General features: G+C 49.2%; 27 protein-coding genes. 16 read left to right on the top strand and 11 right to left on the bottom strand.

Annotation, left to right across the window (positions count from 1 at the left end; translation table 11 throughout):
• Nucleotides 1-87: 87 nt before the first annotated feature.
• Nucleotides 88-291, bottom strand: a complete 204-nt coding sequence (locus RYZ26_RS18840) for a tautomerase family protein (RefSeq protein WP_317684802.1) — start codon at nucleotides 289-291, stop codon at nucleotides 88-90.
• 112 nt (nucleotides 292-403) lie between these two features.
• Nucleotides 404-1183, bottom strand: coding sequence for a PhoH family protein (locus RYZ26_RS18835; RefSeq protein WP_317684801.1), 780 nt, complete (start codon nucleotides 1181-1183; stop codon nucleotides 404-406).
• Nucleotides 1184-1543: 360 nt separating this feature from the next.
• On the opposite strand from RYZ26_RS18835, the gene RYZ26_RS18830 reads away from it, so the two are divergent.
• The 5 genes from RYZ26_RS18830 (at nucleotide 1544) to RYZ26_RS18810 (ending at nucleotide 4563) form a co-directional block, all read left to right on the top strand.
• Complete coding sequence (locus RYZ26_RS18830; RefSeq protein ID WP_317684800.1) at nucleotides 1544-2056, top strand: hypothetical protein; 513 nt, start codon at nucleotides 1544-1546, stop codon at nucleotides 2054-2056.
• A 91-nt stretch (nucleotides 2057-2147) separates the two neighbouring features.
• Nucleotides 2148-2447 carry a YggT family protein gene (locus tag RYZ26_RS18825; RefSeq protein ID WP_317684799.1) on the top strand — a complete coding sequence of 100 codons (300 nt, stop codon included), beginning with the start codon at nucleotides 2148-2150 and terminating at the stop codon, nucleotides 2445-2447.
• A 2-nt stretch (nucleotides 2448-2449) separates the two neighbouring features.
• Nucleotides 2450-2773 carry a DUF167 domain-containing protein gene (locus RYZ26_RS18820; RefSeq protein WP_317684798.1) on the top strand — a complete coding sequence of 108 codons (324 nt, stop codon included), beginning with the start codon at nucleotides 2450-2452 and terminating at the stop codon, nucleotides 2771-2773.
• Nucleotides 2766-3662: a bifunctional methylenetetrahydrofolate dehydrogenase/methenyltetrahydrofolate cyclohydrolase FolD gene (gene folD, locus RYZ26_RS18815; protein WP_317684797.1), complete on the top strand. Its 897-nt coding sequence runs from the start codon at nucleotides 2766-2768 to the stop codon at nucleotides 3660-3662. The genes RYZ26_RS18820 and folD overlap by 8 nt, the downstream gene beginning before the upstream one ends.
• Nucleotides 3663-3672: 10 nt before the next feature.
• Nucleotides 3673-4563, top strand: a complete 891-nt coding sequence (locus RYZ26_RS18810; protein ID WP_317684796.1) for an alpha/beta fold hydrolase — start codon at nucleotides 3673-3675, stop codon at nucleotides 4561-4563.
• A gap of 42 nt (nucleotides 4564-4605) precedes the next feature.
• On the opposite strand, the gene RYZ26_RS18805 is transcribed toward RYZ26_RS18810, so the two are convergent.
• Complete coding sequence (locus RYZ26_RS18805) at nucleotides 4606-4770, bottom strand: YqaE/Pmp3 family membrane protein (protein WP_317684795.1); 165 nt, start codon at nucleotides 4768-4770, stop codon at nucleotides 4606-4608.
• Nucleotides 4771-4814: 44 nt separating this feature from the next.
• Here RYZ26_RS18805 and RYZ26_RS18800 point away from each other — a divergent pair, with 44 nt between their 5' ends.
• Nucleotides 4815-5318: an EndoU domain-containing protein gene (locus tag RYZ26_RS18800; protein WP_317684794.1), complete on the top strand. Its 504-nt coding sequence runs from the start codon at nucleotides 4815-4817 to the stop codon at nucleotides 5316-5318.
• Nucleotides 5318-5608, top strand: coding sequence for a hypothetical protein (locus RYZ26_RS18795; protein WP_317684793.1), 291 nt, complete (start codon nucleotides 5318-5320; stop codon nucleotides 5606-5608). The genes RYZ26_RS18800 and RYZ26_RS18795 overlap by 1 nt, the downstream gene beginning before the upstream one ends.
• Before the next feature lie 12 nt (nucleotides 5609-5620).
• Here RYZ26_RS18795 and RYZ26_RS18790 read toward each other — a convergent pair whose 3' ends face one another.
• Genes RYZ26_RS18790 through pabB form a run of 3 tightly spaced genes read right to left on the bottom strand, consistent with a single transcriptional unit; the run spans nucleotide 5621 to nucleotide 8321 of the window.
• Nucleotides 5621-6451 carry an aminotransferase class IV gene (locus RYZ26_RS18790; RefSeq protein WP_317684792.1) on the bottom strand — a complete coding sequence of 277 codons (831 nt, stop codon included), beginning with the start codon at nucleotides 6449-6451 and terminating at the stop codon, nucleotides 5621-5623.
• Nucleotides 6448-7017 carry an anthranilate synthase component II gene (locus RYZ26_RS18785; RefSeq protein ID WP_317684791.1) on the bottom strand — a complete coding sequence of 190 codons (570 nt, stop codon included), beginning with the start codon at nucleotides 7015-7017 and terminating at the stop codon, nucleotides 6448-6450. Before RYZ26_RS18785 ends, RYZ26_RS18790 begins: the two co-directional genes overlap by 4 nt.
• On the bottom strand, nucleotides 7014-8321 hold the full coding sequence (pabB, locus tag RYZ26_RS18780) for an aminodeoxychorismate synthase component I (RefSeq protein WP_317684790.1): 1308 nt from the start codon (nucleotides 8319-8321) through the stop codon (nucleotides 7014-7016). Before pabB ends, RYZ26_RS18785 begins: the two co-directional genes overlap by 4 nt.
• 86 nt (nucleotides 8322-8407) lie before the next feature.
• Here pabB and RYZ26_RS18775 point away from each other — a divergent pair, with 86 nt between their 5' ends.
• A complete protein-coding gene (locus RYZ26_RS18775; protein WP_317684789.1) occupies nucleotides 8408-8722 on the top strand; it encodes a (2Fe-2S) ferredoxin domain-containing protein in 315 nt (104 codons plus the stop codon).
• Here the strand turns inward: RYZ26_RS18775 and RYZ26_RS18770 are convergent.
• From RYZ26_RS18770 to RYZ26_RS18760, 3 genes are read right to left on the bottom strand one after another with little or no spacing between them, the layout of a single operon-like run.
• Nucleotides 8719-8880: a hypothetical protein gene (locus RYZ26_RS18770; protein ID WP_317684788.1), complete on the bottom strand. Its 162-nt coding sequence runs from the start codon at nucleotides 8878-8880 to the stop codon at nucleotides 8719-8721. The genes RYZ26_RS18775 and RYZ26_RS18770 overlap by 4 nt on opposite strands.
• Complete coding sequence (locus RYZ26_RS18765) at nucleotides 8880-9146, bottom strand: hypothetical protein (RefSeq protein ID WP_317684787.1); 267 nt, start codon at nucleotides 9144-9146, stop codon at nucleotides 8880-8882. Before RYZ26_RS18765 ends, RYZ26_RS18770 begins: the two co-directional genes overlap by 1 nt.
• A complete protein-coding gene (locus RYZ26_RS18760) occupies nucleotides 9143-9436 on the bottom strand; it encodes a hypothetical protein (protein WP_317684786.1) in 294 nt (97 codons plus the stop codon). Before RYZ26_RS18760 ends, RYZ26_RS18765 begins: the two co-directional genes overlap by 4 nt.
• Nucleotides 9437-9534: 98 nt before the next feature.
• Between RYZ26_RS18760 and queA the strand changes: the two genes are divergently transcribed.
• The 5 genes from queA to RYZ26_RS18735 all read left to right on the top strand — a co-directional run bounded on the left by queA (nucleotide 9535) and on the right by RYZ26_RS18735 (nucleotide 14476).
• A complete protein-coding gene (queA, locus tag RYZ26_RS18755) occupies nucleotides 9535-10563 on the top strand; it encodes a tRNA preQ1(34) S-adenosylmethionine ribosyltransferase-isomerase QueA (protein WP_317684785.1) in 1029 nt (342 codons plus the stop codon).
• Nucleotides 10564-10633: 70 nt separating this feature from the next.
• Nucleotides 10634-12133 (top strand): diguanylate cyclase, encoded by a 1500-nt coding sequence (locus tag RYZ26_RS18750; protein ID WP_317684784.1) that lies wholly within the window; start codon nucleotides 10634-10636, stop codon nucleotides 12131-12133.
• 9 nt (nucleotides 12134-12142) lie between these two features.
• Nucleotides 12143-13273: a tRNA guanosine(34) transglycosylase Tgt gene (tgt, locus tag RYZ26_RS18745; protein ID WP_317684783.1), complete on the top strand. Its 1131-nt coding sequence runs from the start codon at nucleotides 12143-12145 to the stop codon at nucleotides 13271-13273.
• Between the two features lies 1 nt (nucleotide 13274).
• A complete protein-coding gene (queF, locus tag RYZ26_RS18740) occupies nucleotides 13275-13742 on the top strand; it encodes a preQ(1) synthase (RefSeq protein WP_317684782.1) in 468 nt (155 codons plus the stop codon).
• A gap of 89 nt (nucleotides 13743-13831) precedes the next feature.
• The gene (locus tag RYZ26_RS18735) at nucleotides 13832-14476 is read left to right on the top strand and encodes a glutathione S-transferase family protein (RefSeq protein ID WP_317684781.1); all 645 of its coding nucleotides are present in this window, start codon (nucleotides 13832-13834) and stop codon (nucleotides 14474-14476) included.
• Here the strand turns inward: RYZ26_RS18735 and RYZ26_RS18730 are convergent.
• Nucleotides 14465-15604, bottom strand: a complete 1140-nt coding sequence (locus RYZ26_RS18730) for a tetratricopeptide repeat protein (RefSeq protein WP_317684780.1) — start codon at nucleotides 15602-15604, stop codon at nucleotides 14465-14467. The genes RYZ26_RS18735 and RYZ26_RS18730 overlap by 12 nt on opposite strands.
• 2 nt (nucleotides 15605-15606) lie before the next feature.
• The gene (locus tag RYZ26_RS18725) at nucleotides 15607-16617 is read right to left on the bottom strand and encodes a zinc-dependent alcohol dehydrogenase family protein (RefSeq protein ID WP_317684779.1); all 1011 of its coding nucleotides are present in this window, start codon (nucleotides 16615-16617) and stop codon (nucleotides 15607-15609) included.
• Between the two features lie 98 nt (nucleotides 16618-16715).
• Between RYZ26_RS18725 and RYZ26_RS18720 the strand changes: the two genes are divergently transcribed.
• From RYZ26_RS18720 to RYZ26_RS18710, 3 genes are all read left to right on the top strand, one after another.
• Nucleotides 16716-17063 (top strand): ArsC family reductase, encoded by a 348-nt coding sequence (locus RYZ26_RS18720; RefSeq protein ID WP_317684778.1) that lies wholly within the window; start codon nucleotides 16716-16718, stop codon nucleotides 17061-17063.
• Nucleotides 17051-18706: a thiamine pyrophosphate-binding protein gene (locus RYZ26_RS18715; RefSeq protein ID WP_317684777.1), complete on the top strand. Its 1656-nt coding sequence runs from the start codon at nucleotides 17051-17053 to the stop codon at nucleotides 18704-18706. Before RYZ26_RS18720 ends, RYZ26_RS18715 begins: the two co-directional genes overlap by 13 nt.
• Before the next feature lie 222 nt (nucleotides 18707-18928).
• Nucleotides 18929-22910, top strand: a 3982-nt coding sequence (locus tag RYZ26_RS18710) for a tandem-95 repeat protein (protein ID WP_317684776.1), incomplete at its 3' end; no start/stop codon positions are given.

The following is a 22910-nucleotide window of genomic DNA, read 5'->3' as shown; positions in this document are numbered from 1 at the left end:
CATCAAATTACGCATAGACTTCTCCTCATAAAAAGAAGTCTTGAATCACATTCTACGCAATTTGTAAATCCACTTTGTCAACAGGACCTAGCTTTTCTGTGATTTCTTCCATTCATCGGTCAGCATCCCGGCGTAGCCCCAGTCTTCTTCTTTAATCTCTTGAAGCACGATATGAATATGTTCGGGGCTTTTACCTAACGTGTTGACTAGTGTGGCTGTCATTTCTTCAACGATGGTGCGTTTCTGATCGCGGGTGGCACCTTTGGTGATCTGGACATTGATATAGGGCATGTGGGCTTCCTGTATAAAAATAACTCTTTATCAGGTAGTCCATCCCCCAAAATGAACAAGAGCCCCGGTTCATAAAGAACGAGGGCTCTCACGCATTCAAGAAGGAGAGAGGTTAGACGACTGTCAGGATGCTGGCAACCAGGGGATGGCGTACGATATCACGGTCTTTTAAGCGAATGGTGGCGACGTCTTCCAGGGTTTCCAGTTTTTCAGCGATGTCTTTCAAACCGGAAATGCCGGGTAGAAGGTCGCTTTGGTCCGGATCACCCGTCAAGACCATGGTGGAATTCCAACCCAGACGGGTGATGAGCATTTTGATCTGGGTGTAGGTACAGTTCTGCGCTTCATCAATTACAACGAAGGCATTGTTGAGGGTGCGACCGCGCATATAACCAACGGGGGCCAGTTCAATGGTCCCATTGCTCATGAGTTGTTTGAGGCGGCGATTGCCTAAGCGGTCGGTCAGTGCGTCATAAAGCGGGCGCAGGTACGGGGCGAGTTTTTCTTCCATATCGCCGGGCAGATAGCCGATGCTTTCGCCAGCTTCGACGGCTGGGCGAGAAAGGACGATACGTTCGATTTTTCCACTATCAAGAGCTTCCACCGCTTTGGCAACGGCGAGGTATGTTTTGCCAGTCCCTGCAGGGCCAAGGGCAACGACCATATGTCGTTCATCAATGGCTTGCATCAGCTGGGCTTGATTGTCGCTTCTGGGGCGAACGTTTTTCACGTATTTCTGGTCGCGGTGAGGTTCATGATCTTTTTTTGAGCCGTGCCCGTTGATCGGGTCCCAGGCTTTCTTTGCCATTTCCTCTTCACGTTGGTGCTCGTCAAAAAACAAAGCTCGGACGTCTGCATCAACTTTTGCGGATTTTCGTGCGCGTTTACCCATTGGTCTCTCCTTGAGTGTCGATGCACCAATAAAAAAGCCCCCACAAGGACAGTGGAGGCGTTGACGCATCGAAAAAGATATCTTGAATGAAACGGATAGTCAGAGACAGGGGAGGTGCGAAACTCATCCGCGTTATGGGCGGAGCCGTTTCAGCATTTGCTGTGCCGTGCAACCTGAGAAGGTGCATGGTGCATCTCCTAATACAGTCTCGAACTATAAGGATTCTAACGTGCGACTCGGGCAAAGGCTACTAGTTTTTTCACTTGTAAAAAAACAATAATAAATTGAGTCACTTATTCGAAAGGATAGTCTATACTATTTGCCCGCAGAAAAGAATTCTTGGTCAAAAAGGGTAAAAACATGAAAAAACTTCTGGCTGGTATCGCGTCTATTCTCAGTGTTGCGGCTTGTGGGGAAAATGCTCCTTATGGCAGCAACGTGAATTATTCCGCGCGCGACAGTGTGAAGGATTATTTCTTTTCCGCCACATCACGCGGTCCCCTTTTCGTCGATGTGCGCGGCACTTATCCCGGCTTTGACGAAATGGATGTTACCGACGTTATCCTGCGCGGCATGGAAAAGGGCATGCAGACCCGCCCGTTTAAAGCAACGCCAAATATGGAAGAAGCCCATTCACCCGATTATCGCGTCTATTGGCTGATTGCCCCACCCAAGAACTTTAACAACAATCGCTTGTGCAAAGGGGAGCTCCCCCAATCGGTTGCGCAGGATAAGCCGACCTTCTCGATCGTCTTCTGTGTTGGGGATGATGTCTATCGTGATATTTCCGGTTGGGTACATACCGACGTGGTGGCAGGTTCGGAAAACTTTACCAAATTTGTCGGTGTTGTGACCCGCGAACTGTTTAAATAGTCAGGTAAATCTGTCCTTGAACCCTTGCGCAGAGGTGATCTGCGGTATAGGTTCCTATCAACAGTTTTATTTGCATGCGAAGGCCCCTTAGATGGACATAGTCATTGTACCTTTGTTTCAGGTTTTGTTAGCCATCCTGAATATTTATGAAATCATCGTTGTTGTTGCAGTGGTGATGAGCTGGTTGTTCCACTTCCAGGTGATCAATTACTCCAACCAGTTTGTGCGTATCGTCTGGGACGTGGTCTCCAAACTGACTGAACCGCTTTTGTCGCGCATCCGTTCCTTCATGCCTAATCTGGGCGGGATTGATCTGTCGCCAATTATCCTGCTGTTGGCAGTCTTCTTCATCCAGAATGTTATTCATCGCATGATGATGACCATGCTTTAAGGATGCGATTCCCTTTTACTTTATGTGAAAACGGGCTGAAACTTTATGTGCGGCTCACGCCGAAAGCCAAGAAAACAGCGCTTAACGGGGTGATGATTGACGAAGATGACCAACCCGTTTTAAAAGCCAGCGTAACGACGGTCCCTGAAAAAGGGAAAGCCAATGCCGCTTTGATCAAGCTTTTGTGTAAAGAGTGGAAGTTGGCCAAGTCCGATATCGAGATTATTGCCGGGCAATTAAACCGACATAAAACCCTGTTGCTAAAAGCTGAACCACAAGCTTTGCAGCAACGCCTAACAGAATGGATGAAGCAGAACGATGTCTGAAGCCAAGATCATTGATGGGAAAGAGTTTTCCGCAAAAGTACGCGCGCGTGTTGCCAAACAGGTTCAGTCTTTAAAAGATTATGAAAACATCACGCCGGGTCTGGCTGTGGTTTTGGTTGGTGAAGACCCCGCCAGTCAGGTTTACGTGCGCAACAAGGTCAAGCAGACCGAAGAATGCGGTATGAAATCCCTGGAATATCGTCGCGACCCGGACATTTCTGAACAGGAACTTCTGACACTGGTGCAAAGCCTGAACGAAAACCCGGAAGTCAACGGTATCCTGGTTCAACTGCCATTGCCGGGCCACATCAGCGAAGACAAAGTCATTGCTGCCATCGCCCCTGAAAAAGACGTTGATGGCTTCCATGTGATCAACACAGGCCTGCTGGCAACGGGTTCAAAAGACGCAATGGTGCCTTGTACGCCGCTTGGTTGTCTGATGATGCTGCAGGATCATTTCGAAGATGGTCTGTCTGGCAAGCGCGCCGTTGTGGTGGGGCGTTCCAACATCGTGGGCAAGCCCATGGGGGCTCTGCTTCTGAATGAAAGCTGCACCGTGACGACTGTTCATTCACGCACAAAAGATATTGAAGATGAATGTCGCCGCGCTGACATTCTGGTTGCCGCTGTAGGTCGTCCGCAGATGATCAAGAAAGAGTGGATCAAGCCGGGTGCGGTTGTCATTGATGTAGGCATCAATCGCATTGAAAAAGAAGATGGCAAAACCAAACTGGTCGGTGATGTTGATTTTGAAGGTGTATCCGAAATTGCGGGTGCCATCACGCCTGTACCGGGTGGTGTCGGCCCGATGACCATTGCGTGTTTGCTCGCCAATACAGTGACAGCGGCGTGTCGTCAGCATAAGATTGACGAGCCTAAAGTCAGTTGATGAGTGGTTTATGATTACAGGATTTCAACAGAAATTCCATGACGTGAACGGGGTTCGCCTGAGTGTCCACACTGCTGGACAGGGCGAACCCCTTTTGCTTTTACATGGTTATCCGCAAACCCATATGACCTGGTCAAAAGTTGCCCCTGAATTTGCCAAAAGCTTCAGTTGCGTTGCCCCAGACCTGCGTGGCTATGGCGATAGCAGTGTGCCGAAAACCGATGATGGTCATTTGGCCTATTCCAAGCGGGAAATGGGCCGGGACATGATTGCGCTGATGGCTGAACTGGGTCATCAGACTTTCATGGTACTGGGTCATGATCGCGGGGCGCGCGTGGCTTATCGCATGACACTGGATCACCCCGATCATGTCAAAAAGGTCGGTATTGTCGAAGTGGTCCCGACAAGTGATATGTGGGATCGGTTTAATGCCAAGATGGCGCTGAAAGCTTATCACTGGACCTTTTTGGCTCAACCTCATCCACTGCCGGAAAATATGATTGGTGGTGATCCTGTTGCCTATCTGGAATGGACGTTAAAATCCTGGGTAGGCGACGGTACGCTGGATGCATTTTCACCGGAAGCGATGGAAAGCTATAAACAGCAGTTCTTGAACCCGGACCATGTGCATGGCATGTGTCAGGATTACCGCGCAGGCGCAACGATTGATCGGGAACTGGATGAAGAAAGCCGGGCCAACGGGGACAAGATCAAAGTGCCGTTGTGTTTCACCTGGGCGGAAAACAGCTTTCCGGCGCAAACGGTTGATCCATTGGGGCTCTGGCAAGAATGGGCTGACAATGTGGAAGGTCATGTCTTGCCAGGCAAAAGCGGTCATTTCCCCATGGAAGAAAATCCACAGGCAATTGTGGATTGCTTTGTGCCATTCTTTTTGAAATAAAAAAGCGGCCGCTGGAAGTATCCGGGGCCGCTTCTTTTTGTTCTATCGGTTGTTTTTGACGACCAGCCAAAGGGCGTGGATCATGCCAGGAACAAAGAAACACAGGGTCAGAATCAGGTTCAGCCAGAACTGAAGGCCTAGGCCAACGGTCAGAAAAGCTGCAAGGGGGGGAATGAAGATCGCAATGATGATACGGATGATATCCATGAGGGAACCTTATAGAGTTATCTTTTTCGATAAGGAACATAACCATGTCTAAGTTATTCTGGCAAGTTGCTTTTCTGATTTGTTTGTGTACCTTTAATGTGAGTGCATCTGAATGGTCAAAAACAACTCCACCGATCAATCTGAGCCATGTATTTGATGGTGAGATTAACTCGCGCGGAAAACCCGTTGGATTTCATGTCCGCCCACAGGGGCGGGACCCGGAAAATGCACAGCTTTATCGGGTGATCTCGGGCCCGAACCAGATCGGCATTTATACCGGGGAAGTGGAAATCTATGATGCAGCGGAAGGTCGCTGGAAACGCAAAGCTTTTTCCTCCTTTTTTCCTGATAAACTTGCCAATTATGAAATCCAGAATCTGATTCTGAAAGCCTTTGCCAATTCCAAACCCAACAAACGCGGTAAATGGCGCGGCAAAAGTGGCGCTGGTTTTCAAATCGAAGGGTGGCTTTGTCCAAAGGGCGGCACACCAACGTGCCCGGACGGTGCCATCAACACGGCTTATCCTATTTATAAGAAAGACAACTAATGAAACTCTATCGTGACGAAAATAACGACCCACGCGCCGAAGCCGAAGGCGACCTGGCTATCCTTGCTGGCTATCTGGAAAGTGATGTTCAGGATGACAAGGAAGCTGGCATTGAGCTTTTGCAGTTTCTGGAGCGCAAACATGGGGAGCGCATCGGCAATGGCTATTGTGCAACATTCGAAGAAAAGGCCGTGGTGATTTCAGAGTTAAACAGCGAGGAAAGCCAGTCGATTGATCGCAATATTTTCTTTCAGGCGGTTGAAGCCTGGATTGTGTTTATCGGGGATTGATGAAGAGGTGTTTTAGGTGCTCTCACCCGCCTTCAATGCATCCAAAATCTTATCCGCCCAGGCTTGCGCCGGTATCTGACGGCCATCTAGTTTATGGATGACACGCACACGGCACAGGCTGTTGGTCAGGAAAGCTTCATTACAATCAGTAATGATGTCAGGTGTCAGGCTTTCTTCCGAAACGACCATTCCGATCTCAGCGGCTGTTTTTATAACCGCACTGCGCGCCGTGCCGGGTAAGGCCCCGTCTGATACTTTCGGGGTCAGCAGCTGATCACCTTTTACGAAAAAGATATTTGTGATTGTCCCTTCTGCGATATGTCCGGCTGTATTGAGCATTAAAGCTTCGTCCGCACCCGCTTTGTGCGCTTCTTCAAAGGCGAAGATATTGTCCATATAGCACAGGCTTTTGATGCCAGCTGTCGGGCTTTGTTCATTGCGGCGAACAGAAACCGTTTTGACGCTTGCTGCGGGATAATGATCAGGCGCTTCGCCTGCCGTGATCAGCATTTGCGGTTTAAGTTCCAGCGGCGGTAATAGCCCGCGTGGGCCACTGCCGCGTGTTACGGTCAGACGGATGGCAGCACGTGTTTTCAGCAACTGATTTCCCACCAGAACGTCATGAATGCCGCTTTGGATTTCTTCCACACTATAGGGCAGGGGAAGCGACAGTTTGTCGGCCGTATCGCTCAGACGTTTCATATGATCATCGAAGCGCACGATTTTGCCCGAATTCACCGCCATGGTTTCAAAGAAACCGTCGCCCAGCAGGAAACCACGATCAGTTGCGGGGATGGCAACGCCATCAAGGGGGAGAAGTTCACCGTTAAACCATGCGATCATGACGGAATGCCTGCCAGTTTCAAAAAGTTATTGAGGATATCATGACCATGGTGGGTTAGGATAGATTCAGGGTGAAACTGCACGCCCCAGACAGGCAGGCTTTTGTGGGAAATTGCCATGATCTCTCCATCCGGGCTGGTGGCATCAATCATCAGATCATCTGAAATATCCACACTGAGGGAATGATAGCGCGCGACCTGTAATGGGTTGGGCAATCCTTCAAACAGGGGCGAACCATTATGTTGGATCAACGAAGATTTACCATGCATGGGGATTTTACTGGCTCGCACTGTGCCGCCAAAGCTTTGCGCAATGACCTGATGACCCAGACACACGCCCAGAATGGGGATGTCACCTGCAAACCGTTTGACCAGATCAAGGCTGATACCTGCTTCATCGGGGCCACAGGGACCGGGGGAGAGCACAATGGCATCCGGTGTCATATCTGCGATCTGGTCCAGATCAACCGCGTCATTGCGGATGACTTGCGTGTCGTTATGCAATTCTTCCAGATAGCGTGCGAGGTTATAGACGAAGCTGTCGTAATTATCGATGAGGAGGATCATTTTGCCACCACCTCAAACGCTTTGAACAAGGCACGTGCCTTATCCAAAGTTTCCTGATATTCGGCTTCGGGCTGGCTGTCAGCCACAATGCCACCACCGACCTGCACGCAGGCTTTATTGTCTTTGAAGATTAAAGTGCGAATAACGATATTGGTATCCATGGTGCCATCGCAACCAATATAACCAATGGCCCCGCAATAAACGTTACGTCTGACAGGTTCCAGTTCCGATATAATCTCCATCGCGCGCACCTTTGGTGCCCCGGTGATGGACCCGCCGGGGAAGGATGCTTTTAACAGATCAAGCCCGTCATATTCGTCTTTCAATTGCCCTGTCACTGTGGAGATCAGATGATGGACAGTGGCGAAGGAATGAACCTCGCACAATTCCGGCACATCCACCGAATGAGGTTTGCACACCTTGGAAATGTCGTTTCTGAGTAAATCCACGATCATGGTGTTTTCTGCACGGTCTTTTTCGCTGTTGCGCAATTCATGGGCGTTGGATTGATCGAGCTTTGGGTCATCTGATCGTGGCCGTGTACCTTTAATCGGGCAGGTTTCCACATGACCATCCTTTAACTGGATAAACCGTTCCGGGGAGCTGGAGGCAATGGTGAAATCAGCAAAATTCAGAAAGGCAGAAAAGGGTGCAGGGTTTGATGCACGCAAATTTTGATATAGTCCGAAGTGGTTGAATCCATCAGGTAGGTCTGCCTGAAACCGCTGTGTCAGGTTGGCCTGAAAAATGTCGCCTGCATGGATATAGTCGATTACTTTTTGAACAGAAGCCTGATATTCGTCTTGTGTGAAATCGGATGTCCAGTTCAGTTTTGCTGGCGCGAAGGACGATGGGGCTACAGCAGTGTTCAACTTTTCCAAAAGTTCTTCCGCACGGGCCTGACTTCCAATCGAAATAATCCAGGCCTTTTCCTGTTCATGATCAAAGGCCGCGATCACATCATAAAAGCCAAAGGCCACATCTGGAATACTGATATCGTCATTCGCTTTTGCCGGAACGTCTTCTAATTGATGGAGAAGTTCATAGCCGAAATAGCCGACAAGCCCGCCCTGAAACGGTGGCAGGTCGTCAGCTCTATTGACGCGGGTCTGTGACAATCTATCTTTTAACTGATCGAAGATATTTTCTGCGTTGGTGAAAGTTTCGACCGGATCAAGGCAGATATAGCTGTAGCGTCCAACAGAGGTTGAATCCAGTAACAGTGCAAAAGGGTCCCGTGCGAAAGGTGCAAACAGCGCTGCCGGGTCCTGATAGGGGATGTCGATCACAAACGGCTTTTTCATAAAGCCTTACTTACACGAAAGCATCTTGGCTTGTCGAGTGGGTTAGGCTATGAAGGCATGCTGATTTTTTATGTAAGGAATGTTTGATGCCCAAGACCTATCGCTGCCACCTTTTCTGGTGTGGACATGAACGTGATGACGAAACCAAACCGTCCTGCGGGAAGCGTGGGTCGTGGGATATCGGCAGTCAGTTAAAACAAGCCATGCGTGATCGTGGTCTGCGTGACGAAGTGGCAGTGACGAAATCAGGCTGTCTGGGCCAATGCAGCATCGGTCCGGCCATGATCGTTTATCCGGAAGGCACCTGGTACAGCGTACCGACGCTTGAAGATGCCATGGAAATTCTCGACAAGCATTTGGCAAATGGTGAGATTGTGGAACGTCTGGTGATCCGCGATTAAGCGGTGATGATCAGATCCGCATCCAGAATGTCATCCAGAACCTGATCCCATTCCTCATCTGATAATTCTTTTTTCAGGTCAATCACAGGGGCATCGGCTGCCTTGATGATGATCTCCGCATCTGTATAAAGCCCGGTGTCTAACGTCAATTTACTCATCAGAAACTCACCACTCTGTCAGCGTTGGAAATCAAGGCGCTTAGGTCTTCACATGGCGTTGTATCGGGTATGCCGTCGATCAGGCTTTGTGGTCTGATCTCCGTCAGTTCCAGCATTTCAAAGTTCTGCACTTTGCCTTCGGGTGTTAGGGGCGGTTCTTTCATAAAGACGAAATCAACCGTGTTGTTGCGAATGGTCAGGCCCGCGGCCACTCGAATGGCTTCATAGACATCACGCCGGGCCAAGACCAGGATATGCTTGCTCATAAGCTGATCACCCGTTCTGCCTTGGCAACAAGACCGCTGTGGTGAAACTGGCTGCCCAGATCAACCGGGCATTCCAGGCCTTCCGTTCGATCTTTCCAGGCTTCGGCGCAGACCACAGCTTCGTCGCAGCTGGCGGCAACCAGATCGGCAAATGCTTCATCTTCAAGCGTTTTTACGCCATCCCCTGTAAAGAAGCAGCCCCAGTCCACGTCTGCACGCACGCAGGCTTCACCCAGTGGGGCGGCGATACGGGCAGCGTCTGCGCTGGATATGACGAACAGCAGGTCCATTGAATTCCTGTTAAAGATCGGTTAGGGTGCGCGCCCTGATAGCCGAGGTTTGTTAACATTCGCTATCTGTAGCACAATCCACATGAAAGAGAAAAGCCATGAAAGTCGATGACTTCGACTTCCACCTGCCCAAGGAATTGATCGCACAGCGCCCGGTCAGCCCGCGCGATGCGTCCAAACTGCTGCGTATTGATGAAGACTTTAGCGACCATATCTTTGCGGACTTGCCGGATATGCTGAACGAAGGTGACCTGATGGTCTTTAACAACACCCGTGTGATCCCGGCGCGCCTGAAAGGCAAGCGCGGTGAAGCCGGTGTGGAAGTTACTCTCCATAAACATGAAGGTGAAGGCACCTGGGTGGCATTCGTTAAAGGGGCCAAAAAGCTCCGTCTCGATGATGTGATTAATTTCGAAGATGATTTTTCTGCCGTTGTGCTGGGAAAAGATGGCGGTGAGGTCACTTTGCGCTTTAACAAGGCGGGTGGCGACTTGATGAACGCGCTGGAAGCTCATGGGGGTATGCCATTGCCGCCTTACATTAAGCGCGAAGGTCTGGCAGATGAACGTGATAAATCTGATTATCAAACCGTTTTTGCTGAAAAAGAAGGTGCGGTTGCAGCACCGACTGCGGGATTGCACTTCACACCGGAACTGCTGGAAAAACTGAAAGCCAAAGGTGTCAGGTTTGCCTATGTGACGCTTCATGTGGGTGCGGGTACATTCCTTCCGGTCAAGGTCGATAATGTGGCGGATCATAAAATGCATGCGGAATTTGGTGTGATTGATCAGGCCACGGCAGATCTGGTCAATGAAACTCATGAAAACGGTAATCGGGTTGTTGCGGTCGGGACCACATCCTTGCGTCTGCTGGAAAGCGCAGGGCGTGAAAACGGCGTGCTGGATGCGTTTGAAGGCGATACATCGATCTTCATCACGCCGGGTTATCAGTTTCGAATCGTTGACATGCTGACCACCAATTTCCACTTACCGCGTTCTACGCTGTTTATGCTCGTTTCGGCCTTTGCAGGCTTTGAAAAGATGAAAAAAGCATATGAATATGCGATTGAAAACGGCTATAGGTTTTATTCCTACGGAGATGGTTCTCTCTTAAGTAGGTGTGAGTAATGTTGCATTAACAATATTGTTTTTTTAGGTTAATTTGTACGTCAGTACTTAGAAAAAATGCCAAAAAACAATGAGCATCACGAGAAACATTATTATAGGCTTTAGCCTCGTAATCCTTATGTTGATTGCGCTAGGTTTTACATCTGTGCATCAGATTAAGATCATTGGTAAAAATGCCAATGATTTATATAAGCATCCGTTTGCCGTATCAAATGCTGCGCAAACCATTAATACTGAAATGGTTGCAATGCATCGTTACATGAAAGATGTTGTTCTGGCCCAGAATGAAGCGGAATTTGTAAAAGCAATTGAAGGTGTCGCGCAACATGAACAGGTTGCCTTATCCCAGTTTAATGTGATCTTTGACCAGTTCCTGGGAGAAAAAGATCAGATTAACAGGGTGTATAAAGCATTTATTGATTGGAAGCCGATCCGCGACGAAGTTATTCGACTTGTTCGACAAGGGAAAAATCTGGAAGCAGCTGATATTACCAAGGAGAAAGGGGCAAAATACGTTCAGTATTTGAATGAAGAAGTTGAAGGTTTGGTGGCCTTTGCCAAAGGGAAAGCTGAATTATTTTCTCAAAATGCTGCGCAAGGGACAAAGCAGGTCAGTGTTTTGTTGATTGTCTTGTCAGTTGCGGCGGGTGTTATTTCAATCGGTATTGCTTTTTACGTCACCAATAATCTTTTGCGTGCAAATAAAGAACGGATGCAGCGCCAGCATCTGGTCGATCAGCATATTATGATTGCCCATCTGGATAAGGGTGCCAACATTCTGGATGTCAGCAATGCCTTATGTCGTTTTTTAGGGAAGCAGAAAGAAGATTTGATTGGGCATCAAAGCGGTTTCTTCGATAATTCTGATGAAATGGAAGAAACCTGTGAAACCATTAGCCGGATTATTCAAACAGGTAAGGAATGGAAAGGCGAGATTAAAAGAATTGGTCCGGATGGGGATGTTCATTGGGCAAGTTCATCTATCGTTCCGATTTTTGATGAAAAATATGAATTGATTGGTTTTAATAATATTCTGGTTGATGTGACCAGCAAGAAGTTGTCTTTAACTGACAAATTAACACATCTTTATAATCGCCGTCGTTATGAAGAAATTTTGCCAAGAGAGATGCGTTTGGCAAAACGAAATGATCTACCGATCACCTTGGCAATCATGGATATTGATTACTTTAAAAAATACAATGATCTTTACGGGCACCCTCAAGGCGATAATGCTCTGTCCCAGGTGGCTGAACAGTTTCTTTCGTGCTTGAAAAGACCCAATGATTATGCTTTTCGAATTGGTGGTGAAGAATTCGCTGTTATTCTTTCAGGATTAAGTGTGAGTGATTCAAATGATTTTTTGAATGGGATACGTGAAGCGGTTGCCGGTTTACATATTATGCATGAGGACAGTGACGTTAGTGACCACTTGACGATCTCTATTGGAGCCTACGTTATGAATGCTGATCAACGTTTAAGCGAGGAACAGTTTTATTCTATGGCAGACAAAGCGCTTTATATGGCAAAAGGTAAGCGTAATTCGGTTGTGGTGAACAGTCAAAACGTATAAAACGCCTCTATGACTGATACATTTAAATTTGATCTTCTCGGCACCGATGGTGCTGCGCGACGCGGGCGTGTGCATACGGCCCATGGCGCGATTAACACGCCTGCCTTTATGCCCGTGGGCACAGCGGCGACCGTAAAAGCCATGATGCCGGAATCTGTCGCTGAAACAGGTGCGGAAATTTTGCTGGGTAACACCTATCATTTGATGCTGCGCCCGGGGGCAGAACGCATTGAACGTCTGGGGGGGCTGCACAAGTTCATGAACTGGGACAAGCCGATCCTGACAGACAGTGGCGGCTTTCAGGTCATGAGTCTCGCGCAACTTCGAAAGATCACCGAAGAAGGCGTGCGGTTTCGTTCCCACATTGATGGGGCCTATTACGATCTGACGCCGGAAAGCTCTACCGATATTCAGCGTATGTTGGATGCGGATATCACCATGTGTTTCGATGAATGTCCGGCCTTGCCTGCCACCAAGGAACGTGTGAATGAAGCCATGCAGCTTTCCATGCGTTGGGCTAAACGTTCGCGTGATGCCTTTGTGGAACGCCCCGGCTATGGCCAGTTCGGTATCGTTCAGGGCGGGACTGAAGAAGACCTGCGTAAAGAATCGGTTGAAAAGCTGGTGGATATTGGCTTTGAAGGTTACGCCATTGGTGGTTTGGCTGTGGGTGAAGGTCAGGAATTGATGTTTCAGACACTGGATTATACCACCCCGGTGATGCCAACGGATAAACCACGTTACCTGATGGGTGTGGGCAAGCCGGATGATCTGGTTGGGGCCGTGGCGCGCGGTGTTGATATGTTTGACTGTGTTCTGCCTTCACGATCTGGACGTACAGCCGAGGCCTGGACGCGTCGCGGGTCTGTGAACCTGCGCAATGCGCGACATAAGGATGATCCAAGACCGCTCGATGAAAATTGCAGCTGTCCGTGTTGTAAAAATTATTCCCGCGCCTATCTCTATCACCTGACCAAATCGAAAGAGATTTTGGGCCTGATGCTGCTGACCTGGCATAACCTGCATTACTATCAGGAATTGATGGCAGGCATGCGCAAGGCAATCGAAGAAGGCACCTTTGATAAATTTGTCGTGGATTTCCACGCCCAACGCGAACAAGGCGATATAGAGGCTTTATAACATGAGCGATCAAACCATTTATGCAGACCTGAACCAACTGGGCGGGGCAACTGAAACACCGGATCATCCCGATAAAGCTGAATTGGAAGCGGTCAAGAACCCGCATCCGGGCACAGATTATCTTGTGCGTTTTGTCTGTCCGGAATTTACCTCGTTATGTCCGGTGACAGGCCAGCCTGACTTTGCCCATATCGTGATTGATTATGTGCCAGAAGATTTGCTGGTGGAAAGTAAATCGCTGAAAGTCTTTTTGACATCTTTCAGAAATCATGGCGATTTTCATGAAGCCTGCACCGTCGGGATTGCCAAGCGTCTGGTTGACCTTTTGAAGCCAAAGTGGCTGCGCATCGGGGGGTATTGGTACCCACGTGGCGGTATTCCCATTGATGTCTTCTGGCAGACGGGTGAAGCACCAAAAGGCGTCTGGGTTCCGGATCAGGATGTACCGGGCTATCGCGGTCGCGGGTAACTGAAACAACGTCATTCCTGCGCAGGCAGGAATCTCTTTGTCTGAATTAACAAGATTCCTGCCTGCGCAGGAATGACGGCTAGATTTAAATGTTCAAACTCTTCTACCTTCCCGATACCGCTTCTCTTGCACCACATATTGTGCTGAACCGACTAGGCGCAGCGCGCGAGTTGATTGAGCTGAACAAGAAAGATGGCAGCCTGCAGAATGAGGAATATCAAAAGCTCAATCCCAACCGTCGGGTGCCGACGCTGATTGATGGCAATCTGGTTTTGTTTGAATCTGTTGCCATCTGCATGCATCTGGCTGACAGTGACCCAGACAGTGGCCTGATGCCGCCGCTGGGTAGTGCAAAACGCGCCAATGCCTATAAATGGCTGGTTTTTATGACCAATTCCATTCAGGCCGATATGATGCTTTATTTCTACAAAGAACGTTTTTCCAAAACGCCGGATGGTGCTTTGGAAGTGCGTGATGTGGCGATTGAGCGGGTCACAACGTTCATGAGCCGCATTGATGATGCCTTAAGTGATGGTCGTCCGTTTTTATCCGGGGCAAACAAGACGATTGTGGAAGATTATCTGTTGATGCTATCGCGCTGGTTTGTGCAGATGGGACAGGAAGAAAAGCTGAAATCCATGGCGCATCTTTACGCCTTGCTGTGCGTTCTGGAAGACGATGTCCATGTCAAAGCCGCCTATGAAACAGAAGGCTGCGAGCCGTTATTTCTCTGACGGTGGTCTGAGGTAGGCATCAAAACGTTGCCCGACATGTTTGTCTTTGGGCAGTTCGGATCCGACCGGGAAGTCGACTGTGTTTTCCAATCTGTGGCGGCTGTCATGAATGATGCAGCTGGTCTTTAAGGTTGGCCAGATTTTTGCGCGTAGAAACTGCTGATCCACCGTTTTGTTGGGTTTGGACTGCGTGATGAATTTCTTGAACATCTCGGTCAGTGGCGGCAAAGCGCCGCGCACACCACCCCACATGCCCGCAAGGATCAGTTCGGTATGGGTGGCGTAATCGCGCATGGCATGAAAATGTTTCTCGCTTTTTATCCAGTCATCCACCGCCGCACGTTCACGGGGAGATGGGATGGAATCAGCGTCACGGATCAGATATCGATCCACAGTTTCATCGTTGCAGACCATGAAACGCCAGAATAATCCTGTATAAGGATGGCTGGGTTTTTCCATCATTATGACTTGCGCCCCATTGCGATTAAGATGGTCGATAATGTCTTTTGGCACGGACGCATCCACATAGAAACGACAAGTCCATTCCGGGTAAATCTTGCGGGCAAATTGCAGGTTAAAAAGCGCACCTTTTGTATAAATTTCGGCCTTGCCCCACAGGCTGAAAGCAATGATGTTTTTTGTCGGATCATTGGAGTTAAAGGAAGGGACAGGCACTTGAACTAAATCCAGTAAAGGCTCGTCCCTATTTTCCAAGTCTTTGAGACGAAGGCTTTCTTCACCATGTTTGATGCTTAACTCCTGTTGGCCAATCAGATTATAAAGTTCGGACAATCCGTCATGGGTATTGGCTTTTGTCGGATTAAGTTCCGCCGCTTTCTCAAAAGGCGCAACGGCAGCATCATAATTCCCGAGACGCATATGACACAGGCCAATGGTTTCCACGATCTCTGCGTCATTATGATCTGGGAAGGCCTTGTTCAGGCGGTTAAAAACACGCAAACCTTTTTTGTAATCCCCGGCCGTGATGACAAACAGGGCAAGGGTTTTCAGGTCGTTGTAGGTCGGGTCCTTTTCTTTACAGATCTTTTCCTGCATGGAAATGGCGGTGATGAAATTTCCCTTTTGGAAATATCCAAACGCCAGATCTCTGAGTTCTTGCAGTTCCATCTTTAAAACGCCACACAGACTTTGCCGAAGTGCTGGCCCTGTTCCAGGTATCGAAAGGCATCAACGGCGTCGTCAAAATCAAAGGTGCGATCAATGACAGGCGTAATCTGGTGTTTGGAAATAAAACTGTTCATGCGTTCAAACCCACTGCGTGATCCAACCGTGACCCCCTGAATGCAAATGTTGCGCATCAGGATCATAGGCAGCGGGATTTCTTTGGTATTTGCCCCGCTTAGAACACCGATCAGACTGATATGTCCACCGATGCGCGTTGCGCGAATAGATTGTTCCAGCGTTTGTGCCCCGCCCAGTTCAATGATGTGATCGGCCCCATGTGCCCATATCTTTTTGACTTCCCGGTCCCATTCCGGCGTATCCAGATAGTTTACACAATAATCAGCCCCAAGGGCCTTGGCCTTTTCCAGCTTGTTATCACTGGAAGAAGTGATCAGCACCTGTGCACCTGCAGCCTTGGCCAGTTGCAGGGCGAAAAGCGCGACACCTCCCGTCCCCTGAATGACAAGGCAGTCACTGGATGTAAGCGAACTTAGCTCGAACAGCGCACTCCAGGCCGTCAGTGCGGCGCAGGGCAGGCTGGCCGCTTCAACCGGGCTTAGGTGATCAGGTGCTTTCACGCAGGCCGTTTCAGAAACGGCCATATATTCACAGAGAGTACCACTATAGGCTCCTCCCAGTGCATCGGGCAGGCGCCCGGGGCGCGCCGGGCCATCTTTCCATTTTGGGAAGAAACTGGGGCAAATGCGATCCCCGACCTGAAACAAATTGGTGTCCGGCCCGCATTCCGCCACAACACCCACACCATCGGAACAAGGGATCAGGGGTGTCTTGACTGATTTTCCGTAGCCCCCTGCAACCGTGACCATGTCACGGTAGTTCAGGGAAGCTGCTTCCATTTTTAGCAGAATTTCACCGGAATTCAGCTTGGGCGTCGGCATGTCGGACAGGGTTAAATGTTCAAGTCCAAACTGATCTTTAATCTGCCATGCCTTCATGAAATCACCGCTTTCAAATTTGTCTGTATCACTGCCTTGATTTAAACATCTTTTACCCTAATTCTTTCGGATAGTGTTAAAAAAATAGTGTGAATAGAATGATTAAGCTCGTTGGTTTGAAAAATTGCGATACTTGCCGCAAGGCGAAAAAATGGCTGGAATCTCAATCAATTGCCTTTGAATTCCATGATGTCAGAAAAGACGGATTAACCCGTGATGATCTTGCTGCCTGGGCATCTGACCTTGGCTGGGAAGCCTTGCTGAACAAGCGCGGTACCACCTGGCGCGGACTGGATGAGGCGCAAAAAGCAGATGTGGATGAAGCAAAAGCCATTGATCTGATGGCGGAAAATCCCGCCCTGATGAAACGTCCTGTCTTTGTTACGCCCACGGGTGTCATTCTCGGTTTCAAGCAAGAGCAGATGGATCAGCTATGTCAGAACTAACAGGTGCACAGGTCCTTGTGGATCAGTTGAAACTCCATGGTGCAGACAAAATCTTCGGTGTACCCGGGGAAAGCTATCTCAGCGTTCTTGATGCGCTTTACGACGCGGATGAGCTGGACTTCATCACCTGCCGTCAGGAAGGTGGCGCGGCCATGATGGCGGAAGCCTATGGCAAGCTGACGGGTCGTCCCGGCATCTGTATGGTGACCCGGGGGCCGGGGGCGACAAACGCCAGTGCGGGTGTCCATGTGGCTTTTCAGGATTCAACACCCATGATCCTGTTTATCGGTCAGGTCGCACGCGACATGATGGATCGCGAAGCCTTTCAGGAAATTGATTATCGCCGCATGTTCGGCCAGATGGCGAAATGGGTGGCGCAAATTGATGACGCGGACAGGATGGACGAATATATCGCGCGTGCCTATCAGGTTGCCACATCCGGAAGGCCCGGTCCTGTTGTGCTGGCACTACCCGAAGATATGCTCAGTGGTCCGGCGAAGCCACCTGCCACGCTCACGCCCTATCGCCCTTCCGTTTCAGCGCCACACCCGGATGATATGCAGGCGGTGAAAGACGCTTTGATTGCAGCTGAAAAGCCTTTGATTATCGTGGGCGGGGGCGGCTGGTCAGCCAATTGCCAAAAGCTTCTGGAAGATTTCGCAGCCCGGGAAAATATCCCGGTGGCTGCGTCATTCAGATGCCAAAGTTATGTCAATAATGATCACGAAAAATATGTTGGTCATGTGGGGATCGGGATTGATCCCAATCTTGCAAAATCTATTGATGAAAGCGATCTTTTGCTGGTCGTCGGCGCACGGTTGGGGGAGATGACAACAAACGGATACAGCGTTTTAAAGCCGCCGAAATTAGCCCAGAAGTTCATCCATATTTACCCACAGGGCGAAGAAATCGGACGTGTCTATCAGGCAGATTTAGGGATCGTTTCGACCTCGCAATCCTTTCTGCAGGCCTTGTCAGACCTCACAACCGATACGGCTGAAAAACGCGGTGACTGGTGTACTGATTTACGTGCCAATTATCTTACTTTTTCGACGCCGATCCCTCATGTGGGTGACGTGCAGATGTGCGATGTGGTGACGCATTTACGACGTGAATTTCCCGACAATACGGTCCTGACAAACGGGGCGGGGAATTATTCCATCTGGGGTCATCGTTTCTTTGGCTATCGTGGGTTTGGAACCCAGCTTGCACCCACCTGTGGGTCGATGGGTTATGGTCTGCCTGCGGCCATTGCTGCCGCTGTTGTGGACCCGGACCGCCCGGTGATCTGCATGGCAGGGGATGGATGTTTCATGATGACCTGTCAGGAAATTGCAACAGCCGTTCAAGCCGGGTTGAAATTGATTGTCCTGGTTATCAATAATTCCATGTATGGCACAATTCGCATGCATCAGGAAAAACGATTCGCAACCCGAATCAGTGGTACCGATCTCCAAAATCCCGATTTTGCGGCAATGGCAACTGCAATGGGCGGCCTTGGCCTGCGTGTAGATGAAAATCACCAGTTTAAGGATGCCCTTGCAAAAGCAAAGGCCTTTGATGGCCTGAGTTTGATTGAAATTATCATTGATAATCAGGCGATTACACCAAGCTTGACCGTCAAGGATTTGCATAACCTTTAGTATAAGCGCGATGATGCGCTGCACACGTCTCACCTATGTAAATTAGGTAAACTTACGTACCTTTTTGGCAATCGTTTGATTTAAGCTCAAACGATTGCCTTTGCTGTATCTAAATCATTGTTCTTACGTGAATCTCTGCCTTTCTGAGCGTATTTTAAATGCTAGGCAAATACGTCGTTCGGAGGGTTCATTCTCCACGACGAAGAAACAGTGGAGAATATCATGGCCGAAGATGATGGCAAAAAACCAGAAGACCAGGAAGGTGAGGGTAATAACCCGAACATCCAATCCGGTTCTGAAGAAGATGCGGTAATTCTGGACGAGCTGACCTCGCTTCAGGAAGCCGAAGATCAGGAACTCGGCGGCGAAATGCAGGGCCGGGAAAATGCAGGCGGTCAACAGGAAATGGTCGAGGATATGGGCTACATGGCCTCTGTCCACCGTGGGGGTTTCAGCACCGAACAGGATGTGCTGGCCGGGATCGTTCCGATCGAAGACGATAACTTCATCAACAAAGAAGATATCGTTGCCGACGACGAAGGTGGTGATCGTCAGCTTGATAACCTGTCTGATGACGAAGACGGCGGCGCAGAACAGCGTGACCTTGTTGAGGATGGTCTTGCCCGTCTTGATTCGGAAGATGAGGTTGAAGAAGATACAGCTGAGCGTCGTGAGCGCGCCGTAGAGGAGGCCGATGAACCCGCCCTTGGCGATGATGATGATAATGCCATTACGCCATCCGTAGGAACCCTCGACGTATTTGCCGACGTTACTGAGACTCCTGCTCCAGTGAAGGAGAAAGAAAGAGATATTGAAGCACCGATTGATATCATCAAAAAGGTAGAGAAGAAAAAATTTGTAATTGGTGATGATGAGCAGTTCTTCGAAGAAATCATCACAGAGCCGGAAGAAGGTCCGACGCCTGACAAGCCAATTGTTATTTATGAAGCAGATATCATTAAGGCGATTGGCCCGTTTGACAGTGCTGAGATTAACGCGGTCTATCTGAACCACGAAAATTATCTGGGTGATGGCACAAATGGCAGTGAAGATGCCAGTCAGATTATTTCTGACGGTGTGCCGATTGAAGTCACGCTCGATGAAAATGGCCTGCGCGTTTGGACGATTCGCACAGGATTTGAAAACCAGGATAGTGATATCAATGTTACTGTGACCATTACTAAAGATGGTGATACAGATACATCGTCCAAAGATTATAACTACGACGTAGATAACACGCTGCAGGATGACTCCGACTCGCTTGCGTGGAATCAGACGGTCGATATTGATGTCCTGAGCAATGATGAGATCATTGACAACAACATCGATTACGCAAATGAAGCCCTGGATGGCCAGTTGGTCTATGCCCCAAATGAAGGCTTTGAAGGCACCGATACGCTGACTTATACCGTCACCGACAGCGATGGCAATGAAACGGTACAGACCATTGATGTTACCGTGGACGCCGATGGCAATGTCACGGTTGCTGATACCAACATCACCATTTCTGATCGCAACGACAATTCCGTCGCCATTGATCTGTCTTCACTGCACGGCGATGACGCTATCTCCGTATCGGTTGCGCCTGATAATGGCTCTACCACCATTGTTGATGCCTTCAAAGATGCCAATGAAATTACCCAGATTGAAGGTCAGGATGTTTCAGCAGGTGATACAATCAATCTCACGCGTCAGGTGTTTGACGCCACAGGTGCGCCTGTGCTGGATGGCGACGGCAACAATACTTATGAAACCGTTGCAACCCTGACGCTTAACGAAGATGGCACCATCACCTATGATCCAGCCATTCGCGAAGAAGGTAATTTCGAATTTGAATATACCGTCACTGATGATGATGGTGAAACCTCTACAGCGACCGTAACTGTTCATGTAGATGAAAATGGTGCACCTGTTGCAGTGGATGATGCTTTCTCCGGCACAGAAGACCAGCAGATCATCTTTACCAAAGATCAATTGCTCAGTAATGATACTGATATTGATGGCGACACCCTGACCATCACCAGCTTTGATCAGCCGGAAAAGGGCACGGTCGTTGACCTGGGCAATGGCGTCTTTGTCTTCACGCCAAGCGAAGATTGGAACGGTGAAACCGATTTTAATTACACCATTTCTGATGGCAATGGGGCAAGTGATACGGCCAAGGTCTCTTTGACGGTTGAAGGCGTCAATGATGCCCCTGAAGTCAGCAGCCTGAATCTGAGCGATGGTACGGAATATAGTGAATATACATTAACAGCGGCTGATCTTCTTGCCGCAGCAAGCGACGTTGATGGCGATACACTTTCTATCACGGATGTCAGCTCAAGCGATCCGGACGTTACCATTACTGATAACGGGAATGGCACCTGGACGATCGTGTCTTCTGAAGAAGGCGAACAATCGATCAATTTCTCTGTTTCTGATGGTACGCTGACGACGACAGCAACCTCCACCATTGATTTTGCCGATGTAGATAACGCACCTGTTGATGACACCGCAACGGTGGATCAGGACAGTTCTGTAACGCTCAATATTGCGGATTTGCTTGCCAACGATAATATGATCGACGGCGGCACCATCACGGGCATCGCGGATACAGAAAACGGCAACGTCTCGATTGATCTGGATGCAGGCACGGTAACCTTCACCCCGACACCTGGCTATGATGGGGATGAGGCGTCTTTCACCTACACGGTGACAGACGAAGATGGGGAAACCTCAACCGCGAAGGTCAATATTGATGTCAATGATATTGATAATACCCTCATCGATGACAATGTGACGCTTTCTGAAGATAGTTCACGCACTATTGATGTGATCGATAATGACACCATCGTTGATGGCGGCACGGTCACAGGCATTACCCAACCGACAAACGGTGTTGCGGTCCTGAATGCGGATGGCACGGTGACCTATACGCCAGCTGATGATTACCATGGCGCTGATACGTTTACTTACACAGTCACCGATAATGATGGCGAAACCCAGATTGCAACCGTCAATCTGACCATTGATTCCGTCAATGATGCCCCTGTGGTTGATAGCGTTGATCTGGCGGATGGCACTGAATATGCGACTTACACCATTTCTGAAAGTGATTTGCTGGCGAACGCTTCTGACGTGGATGTTGGTGCTGACCTCGAAGTTACAGGCATTACAGGTGGTTCCAACCTGACCATTAATGAAGTCACTCAACCGGGTGATGCGGAACGTTCCTGGGAAATCGTTTCCTCTGAAGAAGGTGAAGAAAGCATCACTTTCACAGTGACAGACAATCAGGGCGCAACGGTCAGCCAGACCGCAGTCATTGATTTTGCAGACGTGGATAACGCCCCTGTTGATGATTCTGGTGAAACCGATCAGGATAAATCCGTCACCTTTAATATTTCTGACCTGCTCGCTAATGACAACATCGTTGATGGCGGCACCATCACAGGTGTGACTGAAACAGAACATGGGGAAGTCTCTATCGACTTTAATGCAGGCACTATTACCTTCACGCCGGATGCGGGCTATGATGGGACGGATGCCTCTTTCACTTATTCCGTGACAGATGAAGACGGCGAAATCACCAATGCAACGGTCAATATCGACATTAATGATATCGACAATACATTGGCCGATGACAGTGCCACGCTGGCCGAAGACAGCAGCAAAACCATCAATGTGATTGACAATGACACCATCGTTGATGGCGGCACGGTCACAGGCATTACGCAACCCACAAACGGTGTTGCGGTCCTGAATGACGATGGCACGGTGACCTATACACCAACTGATGATTATAACGGCACGGACAGCTTTACCTATACGGTCACCGATAACGATGGGGAAACCCAGATTGCCACCGTGAACCTNGCTGATGATTATAACGGCACGGACAGCTTTACCTATACGGTCACCGATAACGATGGGGAAACCCAGATTGCCACCGTGAACCTGACGGTGACGCCTGAAAATGACGCCCCTGTGATTGACTCTATCGATCTGGCAGACGGCACAGAATATGCGGAATATACCCTGACAGCAGCGGACCTTCTGGCGGCAGCAAGTGACGTGGATGGCGATACGCTTTCTATCACGGATGTTTCCAGCACAGACCCGGATGTATCCATCACTGATAATGGGGATGGCACCTGGACGATTGTGTCTGATGAAGAGGGCGAGCAGCCCATCAACTTCTCTGTCTCTGATGGCACAACGA

The sequence above is a fragment of the Terasakiella sediminum genome (assembly GCF_033100395.1).
In the GTDB taxonomy this organism is placed as follows: domain Bacteria; phylum Pseudomonadota; class Alphaproteobacteria; order Rhodospirillales; family Terasakiellaceae; genus Terasakiella.
The sequence above is the reverse complement of the archived record's forward strand: the minus strand, read 5'-3'. Positions and strand labels throughout refer to the sequence as shown.

What these genes read in the sequence shown, in the direction of transcription:
- RYZ26_RS18830 (WP_317684800.1), top strand. Translation starts at nt 1,544, where the DNA reads ATGAAAAAACTTCTGGCTGGTATCGCGTCTATTCTCAGTGTTGCGGCT.
- RYZ26_RS18715 (WP_317684777.1), top strand. Translation starts at nt 17,051, where the DNA reads ATGTCAGAACTAACAGGTGCACAGGTCCTTGTGGATCAGTTGAAACTC.
- RYZ26_RS18775 (WP_317684789.1), top strand. Translation starts at nt 8,408, where the DNA reads ATGCCCAAGACCTATCGCTGCCACCTTTTCTGGTGTGGACATGAACGT.
- RYZ26_RS18770 (WP_317684788.1), bottom strand. Translation starts at nt 8,880, where the DNA reads ATGAGTAAATTGACGTTAGACACCGGGCTTTATACAGATGCGGAGATC.
- RYZ26_RS18760 (WP_317684786.1), bottom strand. Translation starts at nt 9,436, where the DNA reads ATGGACCTGCTGTTCGTCATATCCAGCGCAGACGCTGCCCGTATCGCC.
- folD (WP_317684797.1), top strand. Translation starts at nt 2,766, where the DNA reads ATGTCTGAAGCCAAGATCATTGATGGGAAAGAGTTTTCCGCAAAAGTA.
- RYZ26_RS18720 (WP_317684778.1), top strand. Translation starts at nt 16,716, where the DNA reads ATGATTAAGCTCGTTGGTTTGAAAAATTGCGATACTTGCCGCAAGGCG.
- RYZ26_RS18785 (WP_317684791.1), bottom strand. Translation starts at nt 7,017, where the DNA reads ATGATCCTCCTCATCGATAATTACGACAGCTTCGTCTATAACCTCGCA.
- RYZ26_RS18725 (WP_317684779.1), bottom strand. Translation starts at nt 16,617, where the DNA reads ATGAAGGCATGGCAGATTAAAGATCAGTTTGGACTTGAACATTTAACC.
- RYZ26_RS18730 (WP_317684780.1), bottom strand. Translation starts at nt 15,604, where the DNA reads ATGGAACTGCAAGAACTCAGAGATCTGGCGTTTGGATATTTCCAAAAG.
- RYZ26_RS18795 (WP_317684793.1), top strand. Translation starts at nt 5,318, where the DNA reads ATGAAACTCTATCGTGACGAAAATAACGACCCACGCGCCGAAGCCGAA.
- RYZ26_RS18765 (WP_317684787.1), bottom strand. Translation starts at nt 9,146, where the DNA reads ATGAGCAAGCATATCCTGGTCTTGGCCCGGCGTGATGTCTATGAAGCC.
- RYZ26_RS18840 (WP_317684802.1), bottom strand. Translation starts at nt 291, where the DNA reads ATGCCCTATATCAATGTCCAGATCACCAAAGGTGCCACCCGCGATCAG.
- RYZ26_RS18820 (WP_317684798.1), top strand. Translation starts at nt 2,450, where the DNA reads ATGCGATTCCCTTTTACTTTATGTGAAAACGGGCTGAAACTTTATGTG.
- RYZ26_RS18750 (WP_317684784.1), top strand. Translation starts at nt 10,634, where the DNA reads ATGAGCATCACGAGAAACATTATTATAGGCTTTAGCCTCGTAATCCTT.
- queA (WP_317684785.1), top strand. Translation starts at nt 9,535, where the DNA reads ATGAAAGTCGATGACTTCGACTTCCACCTGCCCAAGGAATTGATCGCA.
- RYZ26_RS18800 (WP_317684794.1), top strand. Translation starts at nt 4,815, where the DNA reads ATGTCTAAGTTATTCTGGCAAGTTGCTTTTCTGATTTGTTTGTGTACC.
- tgt (WP_317684783.1), top strand. Translation starts at nt 12,143, where the DNA reads ATGACTGATACATTTAAATTTGATCTTCTCGGCACCGATGGTGCTGCG.
- pabB (WP_317684790.1), bottom strand. Translation starts at nt 8,321, where the DNA reads ATGAAAAAGCCGTTTGTGATCGACATCCCCTATCAGGACCCGGCAGCG.
- RYZ26_RS18825 (WP_317684799.1), top strand. Translation starts at nt 2,148, where the DNA reads ATGGACATAGTCATTGTACCTTTGTTTCAGGTTTTGTTAGCCATCCTG.
- RYZ26_RS18810 (WP_317684796.1), top strand. Translation starts at nt 3,673, where the DNA reads ATGATTACAGGATTTCAACAGAAATTCCATGACGTGAACGGGGTTCGC.
- RYZ26_RS18790 (WP_317684792.1), bottom strand. Translation starts at nt 6,451, where the DNA reads ATGATCGCATGGTTTAACGGTGAACTTCTCCCCCTTGATGGCGTTGCC.
- RYZ26_RS18805 (WP_317684795.1), bottom strand. Translation starts at nt 4,770, where the DNA reads ATGGATATCATCCGTATCATCATTGCGATCTTCATTCCCCCCCTTGCA.
- RYZ26_RS18835 (WP_317684801.1), bottom strand. Translation starts at nt 1,183, where the DNA reads ATGGGTAAACGCGCACGAAAATCCGCAAAAGTTGATGCAGACGTCCGA.
- RYZ26_RS18735 (WP_317684781.1), top strand. Translation starts at nt 13,832, where the DNA reads ATGTTCAAACTCTTCTACCTTCCCGATACCGCTTCTCTTGCACCACAT.
- queF (WP_317684782.1), top strand. Translation starts at nt 13,275, where the DNA reads ATGAGCGATCAAACCATTTATGCAGACCTGAACCAACTGGGCGGGGCA.